Origin of the sequence: Coprobacter fastidiosus, from assembly GCF_030296935.1 — a bacterium.
GTDB classification, from domain to species: domain Bacteria; phylum Bacteroidota; class Bacteroidia; order Bacteroidales; family Coprobacteraceae; genus Coprobacter; species Coprobacter fastidiosus.
On record NZ_AP028032.1, the window covers coordinates 3,075,859 to 3,089,726 of the forward strand.

General features: G+C 39.0%; 15 protein-coding genes. 7 read left to right on the plus strand and 8 right to left on the minus strand.

Annotated elements, in window-relative coordinates; translation table 11 throughout:
• Window positions 1–12 precede the first annotated feature (12 nt).
• Genes QUE35_RS12125 through QUE35_RS12135 form a run of 3 tightly spaced genes read left to right on the plus strand, consistent with a single transcriptional unit; the run spans window position 13 to window position 3,748 of the window.
• Window positions 13–1,272 (plus strand): ABC transporter permease, encoded by a 1,260-nt coding sequence (locus QUE35_RS12125; RefSeq protein WP_022600322.1) that lies wholly within the window; start codon window positions 13–15, stop codon window positions 1,270–1,272.
• Between the two features lie 24 nt (window positions 1,273–1,296).
• Window positions 1,297–2,400, plus strand: a complete 1,104-nt coding sequence (locus QUE35_RS12130) for an efflux RND transporter periplasmic adaptor subunit (RefSeq protein WP_031258244.1) — start codon at window positions 1,297–1,299, stop codon at window positions 2,398–2,400.
• A gap of 1 nt (window position 2,401) precedes the next feature.
• Window positions 2,402–3,748, plus strand: coding sequence for a TolC family protein (locus tag QUE35_RS12135; protein WP_022600326.1), 1,347 nt, complete (start codon window positions 2,402–2,404; stop codon window positions 3,746–3,748).
• A gap of 94 nt (window positions 3,749–3,842) precedes the next feature.
• Here QUE35_RS12135 and rsgA read toward each other — a convergent pair whose 3' ends face one another.
• The 3 genes from rsgA to pyrH form a co-directional block, all read right to left on the minus strand.
• Window positions 3,843–4,778 carry a ribosome small subunit-dependent GTPase A gene (gene rsgA, locus QUE35_RS12140; protein ID WP_022391291.1) on the minus strand — a complete coding sequence of 312 codons (936 nt, stop codon included), beginning with the start codon at window positions 4,776–4,778 and terminating at the stop codon, window positions 3,843–3,845.
• 150 nt (window positions 4,779–4,928) lie between these two features.
• A complete protein-coding gene (gene frr, locus QUE35_RS12145; protein ID WP_009317794.1) occupies window positions 4,929–5,489 on the minus strand; it encodes a ribosome recycling factor in 561 nt (186 codons plus the stop codon).
• A gap of 161 nt (window positions 5,490–5,650) precedes the next feature.
• On the minus strand, window positions 5,651–6,361 hold the full coding sequence (gene pyrH, locus QUE35_RS12150) for a UMP kinase (RefSeq protein WP_009317793.1): 711 nt from the start codon (window positions 6,359–6,361) through the stop codon (window positions 5,651–5,653).
• Window positions 6,362–6,535: 174 nt separating this feature from the next.
• Between pyrH and QUE35_RS12155 the strand changes: the two genes are divergently transcribed.
• Window positions 6,536–7,420, plus strand: coding sequence for a tetratricopeptide repeat protein (locus tag QUE35_RS12155; protein ID WP_022600332.1), 885 nt, complete (start codon window positions 6,536–6,538; stop codon window positions 7,418–7,420).
• Here QUE35_RS12155 and QUE35_RS12160 read toward each other — a convergent pair.
• The 3 genes from QUE35_RS12160 to QUE35_RS12170 are packed head-to-tail and all read right to left on the minus strand — an operon-like array spanning window position 7,395 to window position 8,925.
• Window positions 7,395–8,132: a biotin--[acetyl-CoA-carboxylase] ligase gene (locus QUE35_RS12160; protein ID WP_022600334.1), complete on the minus strand. Its 738-nt coding sequence runs from the start codon at window positions 8,130–8,132 to the stop codon at window positions 7,395–7,397. The two genes, QUE35_RS12155 and QUE35_RS12160, sit on opposite strands and share 26 nt — an antisense overlap.
• A 27-nt stretch (window positions 8,133–8,159) precedes the next feature.
• Window positions 8,160–8,546, minus strand: coding sequence for an MmcQ/YjbR family DNA-binding protein (locus tag QUE35_RS12165; RefSeq protein WP_022600336.1), 387 nt, complete (start codon window positions 8,544–8,546; stop codon window positions 8,160–8,162).
• Window positions 8,547–8,559: 13 nt separating this feature from the next.
• Window positions 8,560–8,925, minus strand: a complete 366-nt coding sequence (locus tag QUE35_RS12170; RefSeq protein ID WP_022600338.1) for a YraN family protein — start codon at window positions 8,923–8,925, stop codon at window positions 8,560–8,562.
• Window positions 8,926–9,102: 177 nt separating this feature from the next.
• On the opposite strand from QUE35_RS12170, the gene QUE35_RS12175 reads away from it, so the two are divergent.
• The 3 genes from QUE35_RS12175 to QUE35_RS12185 all read left to right on the plus strand — a co-directional run bounded on the left by QUE35_RS12175 (window position 9,103) and on the right by QUE35_RS12185 (window position 10,614).
• Complete coding sequence (locus QUE35_RS12175; RefSeq protein WP_009317786.1) at window positions 9,103–9,816, plus strand: SIMPL domain-containing protein; 714 nt, start codon at window positions 9,103–9,105, stop codon at window positions 9,814–9,816.
• A gap of 7 nt (window positions 9,817–9,823) precedes the next feature.
• Window positions 9,824–10,264, plus strand: a complete 441-nt coding sequence (locus QUE35_RS12180) for a nucleoside deaminase (RefSeq protein WP_009317785.1) — start codon at window positions 9,824–9,826, stop codon at window positions 10,262–10,264.
• Between the two features lie 71 nt (window positions 10,265–10,335).
• Window positions 10,336–10,614 (plus strand): hypothetical protein, encoded by a 279-nt coding sequence (locus QUE35_RS12185; protein WP_022600342.1) that lies wholly within the window; start codon window positions 10,336–10,338, stop codon window positions 10,612–10,614.
• 45 nt (window positions 10,615–10,659) lie between these two features.
• Here the strand turns inward: QUE35_RS12185 and QUE35_RS12190 are convergent, their stop codons facing one another.
• Both QUE35_RS12190 and rpsA read right to left on the minus strand, forming a co-directional pair.
• Window positions 10,660–11,574, minus strand: a complete 915-nt coding sequence (locus QUE35_RS12190; RefSeq protein WP_031258246.1) for a ribonuclease Z — start codon at window positions 11,572–11,574, stop codon at window positions 10,660–10,662.
• A 375-nt stretch (window positions 11,575–11,949) separates the two neighbouring features.
• A complete protein-coding gene (gene rpsA, locus QUE35_RS12195; RefSeq protein ID WP_022600349.1) occupies window positions 11,950–13,749 on the minus strand; it encodes a 30S ribosomal protein S1 in 1,800 nt (599 codons plus the stop codon).
• Between the last annotated feature and the right edge of the window lie 119 nt (window positions 13,750–13,868).

Below are 13,868 nucleotides of genomic sequence, written 5' to 3' on the forward strand. Positions count from 1 at the left end.
AGTTTTGAAGTTATGTTTGATAAAGATAGATGGCAGGAAATATGGCTTACGATCACGCGGAATAAAATCCGTAGTCTTTTGACTGCATTTGGGGTGTTTTGGGGGATATTTATGTTAGTTCTCATGTCAGGATCGGGAAACGGGCTTGAAGAAGGGATAATTTCCGGGGTGAAAAATTTTCCGAAAAATTCTTGTTATTTCTTCTCTGAGAGGACCTCTAAAGCTTATGCCGGTTTTGCAAAAGGGCGTAATTGGTCTATACATACGTCGGATGTGGAGGTGCTGAGGGGGCGTTTTCCCGAAATAGAGCGAATATCTGCTATTATGTTTGAGTGGAATGAGAAAAATACGTTGCGAAATAATAAATATGGGGCTTATATGGTAAAAGGGCTTTCTCCTGATTACCTTTTTATAGAACCCCAACGTATGCTTTATGGGCGCTATATAAATGAAGTGGATATTAGGGAGAGGCGAAAAGTCTGCGTAATAGGGGAACAGGTGTATCAAGAGATGTTTATGCCGGGAGAGAATCCGTTAGGAAAGTTGTTACAGATAAATGGAGTGGCTTATCGGGTAGTAGGTGTGAATATTCCGGTAACGAAAATACAGATCGGAGGCCGTTCCGAAGCATCTATTATTTTACCGTTTAGTACTATGCAGCAGAGTTATAATAGAGGGGACAAGATAGACTGTGTAGCATTGTCTGTAAATGAAAAGTTTTCGGTTTCTGCTTTGGAGGAGGAAATGAAAAATGTCGTTAAGAAGCATAATCGAATCTCTCCTGACGATTTGCAAGCCGTCGGCAGTATAAATGTTGAGAAAGAATTTAAAATGTTTTACTCTTTATTCGGTGGGATAAATATTCTGATTTGGATTGTAGGAATAGGGACATTGTTGGCTGGGGCGGTAGGTGTGAGTAATATTATGTTGGTGACCGTACGGGAACGGACTAAAGAGATCGGTATCCGTCGGGCATTGGGAGCTTGTCCTCGTTCTATATTGATGCAAATTATGTCCGAAAGTCTCATCTTGACATTGCTGGCCGGTTTTTTCGGTTTGTTTATGGGGGTAGCTCTTCTATATGTGGTGGATATATTTATGCAAAACATGTTGCAATCCGGAGAACAGATATTTTTTGCTCCACCTCAAATTTCTTTTGCAACAGCGGTTTCGGCATCGATAGTCTTGATCGTTACCGGTTTGTTGGCGGGATGCCTGCCTGCATGGAGAGCTTTACAGATAAAAGCAATAGATGCGATACGGGAAGAATAAATAAGAAAAATAATAATATAGATTATGAAAAGATATGTAAGGTTTTTTTTACTGTTGGTATTTGCAGTAATGCTTGTGGGAACGTTTGTATTTTTATGGAAAAAGTCCCGTCCTGAGATAACTGTATATGAAGTAGTTGCTCCTCAGAAAAGGACGATAGAGAAAAAAACAATAGCTACCGGAAAAGTAGAGCCGCGTGATGAAGTCTTGATTAAGCCTCAGATTTCGGGTATTGTGTCTGCGGTTTATAAAGAAGCTGGTCAGATGGTGAAAGCCGGTGATGTAATTGCTTTGGTGAAGGTGATTCCGGAAATGGGAACATTGAATGCTGCAGAGTCTCGGGTTAATGTCGCTCAGATCAATTTCGGTCAGACTCAACGGGACTTCGACCGGGCTCAAAATTTATTTCGTTCCGGTGTGATCTCAAAAGAGGAGTTTGAAAAAAGCCAGTTGGAAAATAACCGGGCGAAAGAAGAGTTACAGAATGCTCAGGATAATCTGGAAATTGTAAGAGATGGGATTTCCAGGCGTTCGGCACAGTATAGCAATACTCAGATTCGTTCCACCATCGATGGGATGATTCTCGATGTTCCGGTAAAAGTAGGTAACTCTGTGATACAATCAAACAATTTTAATGACGGTACTACGATAGCTTCTATTGCAAATATGAATGATATGATTTTCAAAGGTAAAATAGACGAAACAGAAGTCGGTCAACTTCATGAGGGCATGCCGATCAAGCTTACTGTCGGTGCACTCAGAGATGCTTGTTTTGATGCGGTTCTGGAGTACATATCACCGAAAAGTACAGAGGAGAACGGGACAGTCTTGTTCGAAATTAAAGCAGCGGCTTCGATTCCTGATACCGTATTTGTTCGTGCCGGATATAGTGCGAATGCTGAAATTATTCTGGATAGGAGAGAAAACGTGCTCACGATACCGGAAAGTACGGTGGAGTTTCATGGGGATTCTACTTTTGTGCAACTGGTGCAGGATAGTATAAGCCGTCCTCAGGTATTTGTGCAAAAACCGATAAAAACCGGATTGTCGGATGGAATATCGATAGAGGTAATTTCGGGAGTGAAAGCGGGAGATTTTATTCGGGGAAATAGAATTATAAAGAAATGAAATGATGGATATTCGTAAAATAGTCGTAATAAGTTTGGGCATAACATCATGCTGTTTTTCGCTTGTAGCACAAGAAAAATGGTCGCTGTCGCAATGTATCGATTATGCCGTACAAAATAATATTCAGGTAAAGCAAAAACAACTGGAAAAAGAAAATAGTGAAATACGGTTGAATACAACTCGAATGAGTCGTTTACCTGATTTGACCGGAAGTGCCGGACAAGATTTTTACTTCGGACGGAGTCCTTCACGTACAGGAGTTTATGAAGACCAATCTCAATCTTCAACATCATTTCGCATATCATCGTCACTCCCTGTATTTACAGGATTTAAGATACAGAGTGAGATCGGTTCGGCCCGGTTCGACTTGAAAGCTGCCGTAGAAGAGTTGAATAAGGCGAAAGAAGATGTTGCCTTGAATGTAACATCTTATTATTTACAGGCCCTTTTTAATAAAGAGATATTATGTATTGCGCAAAAACAACTGGAAATTAGTCGTTTGCAATTGAAAAAAATCGAAAAAATGGTGGAGCAAGGACGGAGTTCCGAGGCATCTTTGTATGAAAGCCGGGCTTTAGTTGCAGAAGATGAAATGAATGTGACCCAATCGGAAAATAATCTGCTTTTATCTTTAGTCGATCTTTCCCAATTACTGAATTTAGAAAAGGCAGAGGGTTTTGATATTGAAGAACCCGATATGAACTCGGTCACTTTACAACAAACAGCATCTTTGGTTTCCCCGAAGGATGCATTTAAGTTTTCTGTAGAAAATCGTCCCGGTATAAAGTCTGCTTTGTATGCTTTAGAGAGCAGTCGTTTTGGGTTGAAACAAGCACGTTCGGGATATTATCCTACACTTTCTTTCGGAGCGTCTTACGGGACGAGCTATTATCATGCTTATAAGGGGGGAGATGAAAATAACTGGACTTTTGCCGAACAGATGCGTAATAATGGGAGTGAAACGCTCGGTTTTACATTATCTGTCCCGCTTTTTAATCGTTTGGTAACCCGCAATCAAGTAAAGCAAGCCCGATTGCAAATACGATTGCAAGAATTGGCATTGGATAATGCTCGTCAGCAACTTTATAAAGAAATAGAACAGGCGTATTATGCCGCGGTCGCCGCGCATAAAAAGTATATTTCTTCTCAAAAGTCGGTGGATGCGGCCCGTATCTCATTCGAGTATGAGCAGAAAAAGTATGATGCCGGAAAATCAACGGTTTTTGAATATAGCGATGCAAAAAATAAATATGAAAAAAGTCTGTCCGAACAAGTTCAAGCGCGTTATGATTTTTTATTCCGTTCAAAAGTTTTAGATTTCTATAATGGGAAGCCTTTAGCTTTTTGATTAACGGTTGTTTGTCTTCCGGATGTCGTATGCAAGCGCATTCGGAGACAATGGCGACTTGACGGTATATGTTAATGAAGGATGATGGCGAAAATCAGTAACCTTCTCTGTATTTTCCTTCGGTGCTGTCGTCTATGATACTCAGATAGCTTGCATATCGGGATTCGCTGATCCTATGTTGTTCTACTGCCGCAAGTACGGCGCAACCCGGTTCATGGCGATGTGTGCAGTTGTTAAAACGGCAATCATGGGAAATTTTAAATATTTCGGGGAAAAAATGAGCGACCTCTTCCGGTTCGAAATCGATAGTACCGAAACCTTTTACTCCCGGAGTATCGATAATATATCCTCCTTCGGGCAATGGGAACATTTCAGAAAATGTTGTAGTGTGCATCCCTTTATGGTGTGATGTCGATACATTTCCCGTCTTCAGGTTTAATCCCGGAAGGATAGTATTGATCAGAGTGGATTTTCCAACACCTGAGTTACCGGACAGTAAAGTGATTTTTCCTTTTAGAAGAGATTTGATCTCCTCGATGCCTTTTCCCGTCAATGCCGATACCTTAAAACAATCATATCCGATAGTGTCATAAAGATGGATCAAAGCATTCATGTATTCTGTATCGTCCTCGTTGTAACTGTCTGTTTTATTGATGACAATTTTTACCGGGATTCGATATGCTTCGGCAGTAGCGAGAAAACGATCTATAAAAATCGTATGGGTAGTAGGATTGCTGACTGTGATAATTAACAAGGCTTGATCGATATTGGCCGCCAGAATGTGAGACTCTTTGGAAAGGTTTGACGATTTTCGTATAATATAATTTTCTCGCGGTTCTATTTTCGAGATAAAGGCCGTCCCCTCTTTATTATTTTCTATTTCTACCCGGTCTCCAACCGCGATGGGATTGGTACTGCGGATTCCTTTTAAACGGAAATTACCTTTTATTTTACATTTGATTTCTTTCCCATCATCCGTTTTTACGATATACCAACTACCGGTGTTTTTTATTACGAGTCCGTGTTCCATATTAATTTGATAAAACTATATCCTTGTCCGGGTAATTTTAAAAAAGAAAAACTAAAAGCAAAACAAACCGTTCTGACTTTTAGTTCTTCCAATATGTTTTATGCTGTTCAAAAAATTCTTTTTACAATGAAAATAAATGTGAGATTCAAGTTATACGGTTAAAATCTCTTTTTCTTTTGCATTGAAAATATCGTCTATCTTTTTAATGTATTTATCGTGAATTTTCTGAACACTGGCTTCTCCGTCTTTTTCAACATCTTCGGGCATTCCGGCTTTAATAGCTTTTTTCAACCCATCGATAGCATCTCGGCGTGCATTTCGTACACTTACTTTTGCGTTTTCAGCTTCTTGCTTTGCTTGTTTGACTAAAGCTTTACGTCTCTCTTCTGTCAATGGGGGTAATCCTAAACGGATAATTTCACCGTTGTTCTCGGGAGTAATGCCCACTTCGGAATTTTGAATAGCTTTTTCGATCTCTTTGAACATCGATTTTTCCCACGGTTGTATGGCGATGGTTTTAGCATCGGGAGTGGTAATAGTGGCTACATTACTGATAGGTACCATACTGCCGTAGTATTCTACCCGTACCGGGTCAAGAATGCGGGCACTGGCTTTTCCTGCACGGATTGTAGCCAGAGCTTCATCTAAAAACTCAACACTCATCGCCATTTTTTCTTCAGCGGCATCCAGATATGTTTTTACGTCTGTCATAGTGGTTTTATATACGATGGTTTATAAAATTCGGTTTTCAGTAGGAATAAACGGTTTCGATTTTATTTAACCGATATGTTAATGTATTATCGAAACGATAATTTATTTCTTTATGGAACAAATATAAAATAGTTTCGGCAAATCTCAAAACGTTTCTCGGATTAATAGACTAACGTGCCTATATTCTCGCCGGTGAGGACTTTTTTCAAGTTACCGTTGGTGTCCATATCGAATACGATGATCGGAAGTCGGTTTTCTTTGCAAAGCGTTGTTGCCGTCAGGTCCATTACTTTAAGTCCTCGTGTATAGATTTCATCATAACTGATTTTATCGAATTTTACGGCTGTTTTATCTTTTTCGGGGTCGGCAGTATAAATACCATCGACACGAGTACCTTTTAGCATTACGTCGGCCTCTATCTCTATGCCTCTCAAAGCCGACCCTGTATCGGTAGTGAAATACGGGTTGCCCGTACCGCCCGAGATAATAGCGATTTCACCTCGTTTCATGGCATCTATCGCTTTCCATTTGCTATAATGTTCACCTATGGGGAACATATTAGTTGCGGTGAATACGTGAGCTTTTTGTCCCAGAGAATCTAATGCCGAACTGAGGGCGAGACTGTTGATTACGGTAGCGAGCATACCCATTTGGTCGCCTTTAACACGATCGAATCCTTTGGCTGCACCACTCAATCCCCTGAAAATATTTCCACCTCCGATTACGATGCCGATTTCGATACCCAGCCCGGCGATTTCTTTAATTTGTTCGGCATATTCGTTCAGCCGTTTTTCGTCTATACCGTACTGTTTTTCTCCCATAAGCGACTCACCGCTCAATTTTAGTAATATACGTTTGTACTTGATATCCATATTTTTGATTTTATGATTGAGGAAATTCTTATTCCCTGTTTTGTCGTTTCCTTGCCAAATTTAAACATTTTAAATGAACGGGGATAAACTCCTGTTCAAAAAAGAGAAATATATACTTCCTTTTTTATTAAATTTGCAACATAAGAGCCTGTTACTTTGTTTCGAAAATTATAGATGAGGAAGATTATTATCATATTATTTTTGAGTGTGGTGTATTCGCTTCAGGGGGCGATTATTAATGAGAAATTGTATCGTAAAGCAGAGACTCATTTTGAGAATCGGGAATGGAGCGAGGCGCTTTCTATGTATAATATTTTGTTGATCGAGAATCCGAAAGAGGTAAAATTATATGTATCTTCTGTTGTGGCGGCATCTTACAAGGAAGCTCCCCAGTCGGTAATGCATTATGTCGAATTATCGGAGCGTAACGGTGTGTCTTTAGATTCTCTGTTCGTCGGGGTGAATGCTTTGACTATGGCTCACCGAAAATCTGAGATATATGAGAATATGCTATTGTTGATTAAGAAAGAACAACCTTGGCTGAAAAAATTGATCAATACTTATCTATTACGTTTTTATCGTTTTAGAAATGATGCGCCTCGTATAGTAGAGATTTCGGACGAACTTTTAGAGATGTTTCCGGATGATGAAAGACTTCTTAAACTCAAAGGAGATGCTTTGCTTGAACAGGGAGAAGAGCTACAATCTTTTGGCTGTTATAAACGGATATATCAAAAAGATTCGACCAATCGGGATGCTCTGATCTTTCTGGGCAATTTTATGTATAATCGGGGAATAGAACAATTAAAGGAGTTGGAAATGCACTATGACGGTCTGATGTCTCCTACACGAATGCAATATGCTTCTTATGAATGGGAGAAAAACAGAATTCTGGATACCGATTTTCGAGAAGCCGCATCTTATCTTGAGAAAGCCGATAAACAATATACTACCCCTTATCTGCGTAAGACTCTGTATTCTATTTATACACGTTTATCGGAAATAGGAAAGGCAGAGATGATTCTGAACGAGTCTAAATCACGAAAGAAATCTCCTTAAATGCGAAAGTATGGATAGAGCCGTTTTCTTTTTTCAGTATCAACTGCCCGTTAGGTTCTATTCCTTCGATCGAAGCGTTGAATATTTCTTTTCCGTATGAATAGGGATATATCCCTTTGTTGCGAAAAAGTAACGCCATATATTTTTGTCTTATTTCTTCTTCGTTATCGGGAGTGTATTTGTTGTATTCGTCGACAATGCTGTCGAGAATTTTCTCAAGGAGTTCAGAGAGGTTATGTTCTTTACCTGTGATTTGGGTAAGTGATACCGGATTCGGGGCATCTGATTTGAAATGTCTCTGGTTTATGTTGATTCCGATTCCTATTATAGCATTACTGAGGGATGAGCCGGTAAGATCGACCTCGATCAGCATCCCGGCTATTTTTTTTTCTTTCCAGTAAATATCATTCGGCCATTTTATGGTAAAATGCCGATCATATTCTTTTAGAACACCAACAATTGCTATGGAAATGAGTTGAGACAGAATGAACTGTTTTCCCGGCGGAATATGGTTTGGATGAAGTAGAATGCTGAATGTTAAATTTTTACCCCGTTCAGACTCCCAACTATTGCCCTTTTGTCCACGTCCGGCAGTTTGGTAATCGGTGATTACGACTGTACCTTCGGGTTGCTCTTTTTCTCTCATGATCAATTCTCTTAAATAAGAATTGGTCGAATGGGTTTCATTCAGATGTATAAAAGTTTCGTTCATATTTTTATCTTTTGTCTTTCTGCTATTTTAGAGCCTGTCGTCTAAATTTCCCGTTTTTTTGAGTTGTTCGAATAATTTTTCCCGTTTGATCTTAGGCAATTTTTTTACGACTTCGGTATATGAGTGAAGCATCCATTCTTTCATTTGTTCCTCTTTCGCTTTATCATAGACGATCGTATTCCAGTATTTTTTATTAGCGTGATATCCGGGCATTACATAGCTATATTGTTCCCGTAGTTCGATTGCCAGATCAGGATCACATTTTACATTTGCCCAATGTTGTTCGGCTTCGAGACTCGTATAAAGAAACATTTTTCCTGCGACTTTAAAGACCAAAGTAGTTTCGTCAAACGGAAAACACTCTGTCGTTTCGGGAAGACTTAAGCAAAAGTCACGTATTTGTTCTATATCCATATTGTTTTAAGTTTTATAGTAACGGAGGATAAAAAGCATCCGGAATATGTTCGATTTCATATTCGTTTTCTTTTTTAACGATAGAAATAATATCGAACCGGACTTCGAACGGGAGATCGTATTTTTGTATATATGCGTCCGTCGCGTCTATGATATGTCGTATCTTTCGGGTGTTTACCGCATCTTCCGGATGCCCGAATAAATCGGAACTTCGAGTTTTTACTTCAACAACGATCAGTGTCCGATCCTTATATGCGACAATATCCAGTTCGAGTTTTCCGTTTTTCCAATTAATATCCCGGATTATATAACCTCTGGCAATGAGATATTCTGCGGCTAGTTCTTCTCCTGTCTTTCCTGTTTGGTTATGTTTTGCCATAATCGGAAATTTTGAAAATGAATCTGTTTACGAAAATACGCCTTTCCGGTGAATTACGCAAAATGCATCTCAACGCTTTTTATTTTTTGTTTAAAAAAACAGAGGAAGATAACTCTTATTCTCTTTTAAATGCTATATTTGTGAATAGAAGGATTTATTAATTAAAAACTGACGATAATGGATTCAAAACGATTTCAATTGCCGATAGCCGGATTATTGATTGCTATTGGGCTTTATTTGTTAGGGTGGACATTAAGTCATGCTTTGACGGAAATTAAGGATAGGGACAGAGTTGTTACGGTTAAAGGATTGGCGGAAAAGGAAGTTCCTGCCGATAAGGTGATCTGGCCTTTGGCATTTAAAGAAATCGGTAATGATATGATTTCGATGTATGATGAATTGAACCGTAAAAATCAGATTATTGTAACTTTTCTGAAAAATAACGGAATAACCGATAACGAAATATCATTGTCTGCACCTCAGATTATCGATATGAAAGCTGAAAGATATTCGAATACTCAGTCACCTTACCGTTATAACATTACATCGGTGATAACCGTTACTTCGGGACAGATTGATCGGGTGCGTAAATTAATGGATAAACAGGCCGATTTATTGAAATTGGGAGTTGCTATTACAGGCGGAGAATATCAATATAGCCCGCAATTTTTCTTTACAAAATTGAATGAAATAAAACCTGGAATGATAGAAGAGGCAACTAAAAATGCCCGTTCTTCGGCCGAAAAATTTGCAAAGGATTCTGATAGTGAATTAGGTAAAATAAAACGTGCCAATCAAGGACAATTCATTATCGAGGACAGGGATGTAAATACTCCGTATATAAAAAGCGTACGTGTTGTGACGACTGTCGATTATTATCTTGAAGATTGAAAACTCAATGGAAGAAAACCGGGATGAATATTTTATGCGTCAGGCTCTGTTTGAGGCGAAAGAAGCTTATGACAGAGATGAAATTCCTGTCGGTGTGGTGATTGTTTATAAAGATCGTATAATAGCCAGAGGTCATAATCTGACGGAAACTTTGAACGATGTTACGGCTCATGCCGAGATGCAGGCGATTACTTCGGCGGCAGGTGTATTGGGTGGTAAATATTTGATAGGGTGTACTGTATATGTGACTTTAGAACCTTGTATCATGTGTGCCGGAGCATTGGGCTGGTCGCAAATTTCTCGGATTGTTTACGGAGCAGCCGATGATAAGCGCGGATTTCAAAAATTTGCCCCGAAGGCTTTGCATCCTAAGACCGAGATTCAGGGAGGTGTTTTGCAAGAAGATTGCGCGCGATTGATGCAAGACTTCTTTAGAAATAAGAGGTAGATAGAATAGAGATAATAAATGGTAGTTGATAATATAGATTATAGCAAAAATTTGAAAACGTACAGGAGAATATGGAAAACACTCGAGTAAAAGTAGAATTGGAGATAAAACCGGAAATGGCCCTTTTATTAGGCATGGTATTGCATGGGGGTACATACGGTTACAATGTGGTTAGTAAGTTATTGACGCCCAAAAGTCTGAAAGATCTTCACGACATCGGTCAGAGTATTATAGATCAGGTGGAGTCGGAGCGTGATATGGCTACATACGAAAAAGAATTGTTGACACGTCTCAATCCGGAAGAATTGGCTTTTTTCAAAGAGCTCCGAAGTGCTGAATCGAAAAAATAAAGTCAGTGGCAATTATTGTACGTAAATAAGTAAAGAAGATAGTGCTCAGAAACGTATCTGCATACTTTCTTTAGCAATGATGGTATGTGGAAAAATTTCTTGGGCTTCTTGCAAAAAAATAGAGTCGTCTTGATAACGGGCCGAGAAATGTCCTAATATTAATTTCTTGACGTGTGCTTTTTGTGCAAGGGTGGCGGCTTGTACTGCTGTTGAGTGAAAGGTTTCTTTTGCTCGGGCTTTGTTATCTTCTGCGAATGTCGCTTCATGATATAACAAGTCTACTCCCTCAATCAAGGGAATAAGTTTTTCTTGATAAATAGTATCAGAGCAATAGGCGTATCGGGAAACCGGATCAGCAGGTCGGCTTAATCGTTCATTAGGGATAATCAACCCTTCAGGCGTAATAAAATCTTCACCTTGTTTTATTTTGGCAAGTTCTCTGATAGGGATATTGTAAAATTGTATCATATCGCGGATTAGATGTCTTTCTTTTTCTTTTTCTTCAAATAAGAATCCGCATGTCGGTATCCGGTGACGTAAAGGTAAGGTGGAAACTTTTAATGCTTTATCTTCGTAGATCATTTCATTTTGATTCGTAGATATGGCATTAAAACGAACGTTAAATGGTAAGTCCCGGCAAAAATAATCCAATTGAGGTCTGAACACGCGTTCTGCATCCGAATGTGCATGAATAATCAGTTCGGATGTGCGTCCCAATATACCTAAGGTGGAGATCAGTCCTATCAATCCGAAGCAGTGGTCTCCATGTAAATGCGAAATGAAAAGATGTTGTAATCTGGTAAATTTTATTTTGTTTCTTCTGTATTGTAATTGAGCTCCCTCTCCGCAGTCTATCATAAAAAGACGTTCTCTGTGATTTAGAATCTGAGAACTTGGGTAGTGGCGAGTTGTAGGCATGGCTGATCCGCATCCTAAAATAGTTAGTTCGAAGTTTTCCATAATATATAATTAGGATTTAATTATTCCAAAAACGTTTCGGAAAGAGTTCGGATGCCGGTTTCCGCCGTTTGTGTAAACAAATATATAAATTCTGGCCGAGAAAATATCGAATTTTATTCAGAGTTTTTGTAAAGACTTGAAAAACTTATTTTTGACAATTAGAGTTATTTGCCTCTGGTTGGTTAATATCGTTTTCAGTCTCTTTCCTGCATTCGATTGTTGCATTGCGATGATACCCATGTCGAGTATAGGATTCTATAAAGATAAGTTCTTTAGTTTTTTATATTCGTTGATGATATTTGAAAAACAGTTTTTAGGCTATAAAAAAACAGGCTATCCTTAATGATAGCCTGTTTTTTATAACTTGATTTCGGATTATTTCTTTTCCGATTCCAATTTTTCTTTCAATGCAGCAAGCTCTTCAATATCACCCAAAGTAGTTTTCTCTACATTGTTGTTGATAGCTGCAGTTTCATTTTCTGCTTTGGCTGCTTTCTTAGCAGCTTTCTTGGCTGCAGATTCTTTTTTAGCTTCTGCCTTAGCTTCGTCTTCGAAAATGCGGCTGTGAGACAAAATGATACGTTTAGCATCTTTATTGAATTCGATTACTTTGAAAGGTAATTTTTCTTCCAGTTGAGCTTGAGTACCATCTTCTTTTACCAAATGTTTCGGAGTTGCAAATCCTTCGACACCATAAGGTAATGCGATAACAGCACCTTTGTCGAGCATTTCGATAATTGTTCCTTCATGAACCGAATCGACAGTAAATACTGTTTCGAATACATCCCAAGGATTTTCTTCGAGTTGTTTGTGACCAAGGCTTAAGCGACGGTTTTCTTTGTCGATTTCCAAAACTTGAACTTCGATTTCTGCACCGATCTGAGTAAATTCTGACGGATGTTTGATTTTCTTAGTCCAAGACAGATCTGAGATATGGATCAGACCGTCAACACCTTCTTCGATTTCAACAAATACACCGAAGTTAGTGAAGTTACGAACTTTAGCCATGTGGCGAGAACCTACGGCATATTTAGCTTCGATATTTTCCCATGGATCTGGTTTCAATTGTTTGATACCTAAAGACATTTTACGTTCTTCACGATCCAAAGTCAAAATAACGGCTTCTACTTCATCTCCTACTTTCATGAAGTCTTGTGCGCTGCGTAAATGTTGTGACCAAGACATTTCAGAAACATGGATCAAACCTTCGACACCCGGAGCAATTTCGATAAATGCACCATAGTCTGCCATAACCACTACTTTGCCCTTTACTTTGTCTCCAACTTTCAGTTCAGAACTCAAAGCATCCCAAGGATGAGGAGTAAGTTGTTTCAGACCGAGAGCGATGCGTTTCTTTTCATCATCGAAATCAAGGATTACGACATTCAATTTTTGATCGAGTGAAACGACCTCTTCAGGATGGCTGACACGCCCCCAGCTAAGATCTGTGATGTGAATCAAACCGTCTACGCCACCCAAGTCGATGAATACACCGTAAGAAGTGATATTCTTAACAGTTCCTTCAAGTACTTGTCCTTTTTCGAGTTTGGCGATAATATCTTTTTTCTGTTGTTCCAGTTCTGCTTCGATGAGAGCTTTGTGAGAAACAACGACATTCTTGAATTCTTGGTTAATTTTTACCACCTTGAATTCCATAGTTTTACCTACGAATACATCGTAATCGCGAATCGGTTTAACGTCGATTTGAGAACCCGGCAAGAAGGCTTCGATGCCGAATACATCAACGATCATACCGCCTTTGGTACGGCATTTGATAAACCCTTTAATGATTTCATCGTTTTCAAGAGCCGAGTTAACACGATCCCAAGAACGGGTAGCACGCGCTTTTTTGTGAGAAAGCACCAATTGGCCTTTTTTATCTTCCTGACTTTCAATATACACTTCGACAGTGTCTCCGACTTTTAAATCAGGGTTGTAACGGAATTCGTTCATCGAAATAACGCCGTCCGATTTGTAACCGATGTTTACGACAACTTCTCTTTTGTTCATAGAGATAACCGTTCCTTCGGTTACTTCTTTGTCTTTTACAGTGTTAAGAGATTGATCATAAGTGTTGATCAATTCTTCACGGCTTTTTTCACCTAACACTTCGCCTTTTTCGTAGGCATCCCAATCGAAATTTTCAACGGGTGAGTTTTTTAATTCTTGATCCATTTGTTTAAATAATTGATTTTCTTGTTAATAAGTTAGACATTATATGGTCTCAAAATCGGGGCAAAGGTAGTGATTTATTTTGATATACAAAGAGTCCTGACCCCCTTTTTTGATTGTAA

What these genes read in the sequence shown, in the direction of transcription:
- QUE35_RS12125 (WP_022600322.1), top strand. Translation starts at nt 13, where the DNA reads ATGTTTGATAAAGATAGATGGCAGGAAATATGGCTTACGATCACGCGG.
- QUE35_RS12130 (WP_031258244.1), top strand. Translation starts at nt 1,297, where the DNA reads ATGAAAAGATATGTAAGGTTTTTTTTACTGTTGGTATTTGCAGTAATG.
- QUE35_RS12135 (WP_022600326.1), top strand. Translation starts at nt 2,402, where the DNA reads ATGATGGATATTCGTAAAATAGTCGTAATAAGTTTGGGCATAACATCA.
- rsgA (WP_022391291.1), bottom strand. Translation starts at nt 4,778, where the DNA reads ATGGAACACGGACTCGTAATAAAAAACACCGGTAGTTGGTATATCGTA.
- frr (WP_009317794.1), bottom strand. Translation starts at nt 5,489, where the DNA reads ATGACAGACGTAAAAACATATCTGGATGCCGCTGAAGAAAAAATGGCG.
- pyrH (WP_009317793.1), bottom strand. Translation starts at nt 6,361, where the DNA reads ATGGATATCAAGTACAAACGTATATTACTAAAATTGAGCGGTGAGTCG.
- QUE35_RS12155 (WP_022600332.1), top strand. Translation starts at nt 6,536, where the DNA reads ATGAGGAAGATTATTATCATATTATTTTTGAGTGTGGTGTATTCGCTT.
- QUE35_RS12160 (WP_022600334.1), bottom strand. Translation starts at nt 8,132, where the DNA reads ATGAACGAAACTTTTATACATCTGAATGAAACCCATTCGACCAATTCT.
- QUE35_RS12165 (WP_022600336.1), bottom strand. Translation starts at nt 8,546, where the DNA reads ATGGATATAGAACAAATACGTGACTTTTGCTTAAGTCTTCCCGAAACG.
- QUE35_RS12170 (WP_022600338.1), bottom strand. Translation starts at nt 8,925, where the DNA reads ATGGCAAAACATAACCAAACAGGAAAGACAGGAGAAGAACTAGCCGCA.
- QUE35_RS12175 (WP_009317786.1), top strand. Translation starts at nt 9,103, where the DNA reads ATGGATTCAAAACGATTTCAATTGCCGATAGCCGGATTATTGATTGCT.
- QUE35_RS12180 (WP_009317785.1), top strand. Translation starts at nt 9,824, where the DNA reads ATGGAAGAAAACCGGGATGAATATTTTATGCGTCAGGCTCTGTTTGAG.
- QUE35_RS12185 (WP_022600342.1), top strand. Translation starts at nt 10,336, where the DNA reads ATGGAAAACACTCGAGTAAAAGTAGAATTGGAGATAAAACCGGAAATG.
- QUE35_RS12190 (WP_031258246.1), bottom strand. Translation starts at nt 11,574, where the DNA reads ATGGAAAACTTCGAACTAACTATTTTAGGATGCGGATCAGCCATGCCT.
- rpsA (WP_022600349.1), bottom strand. Translation starts at nt 13,749, where the DNA reads ATGGATCAAGAATTAAAAAACTCACCCGTTGAAAATTTCGATTGGGAT.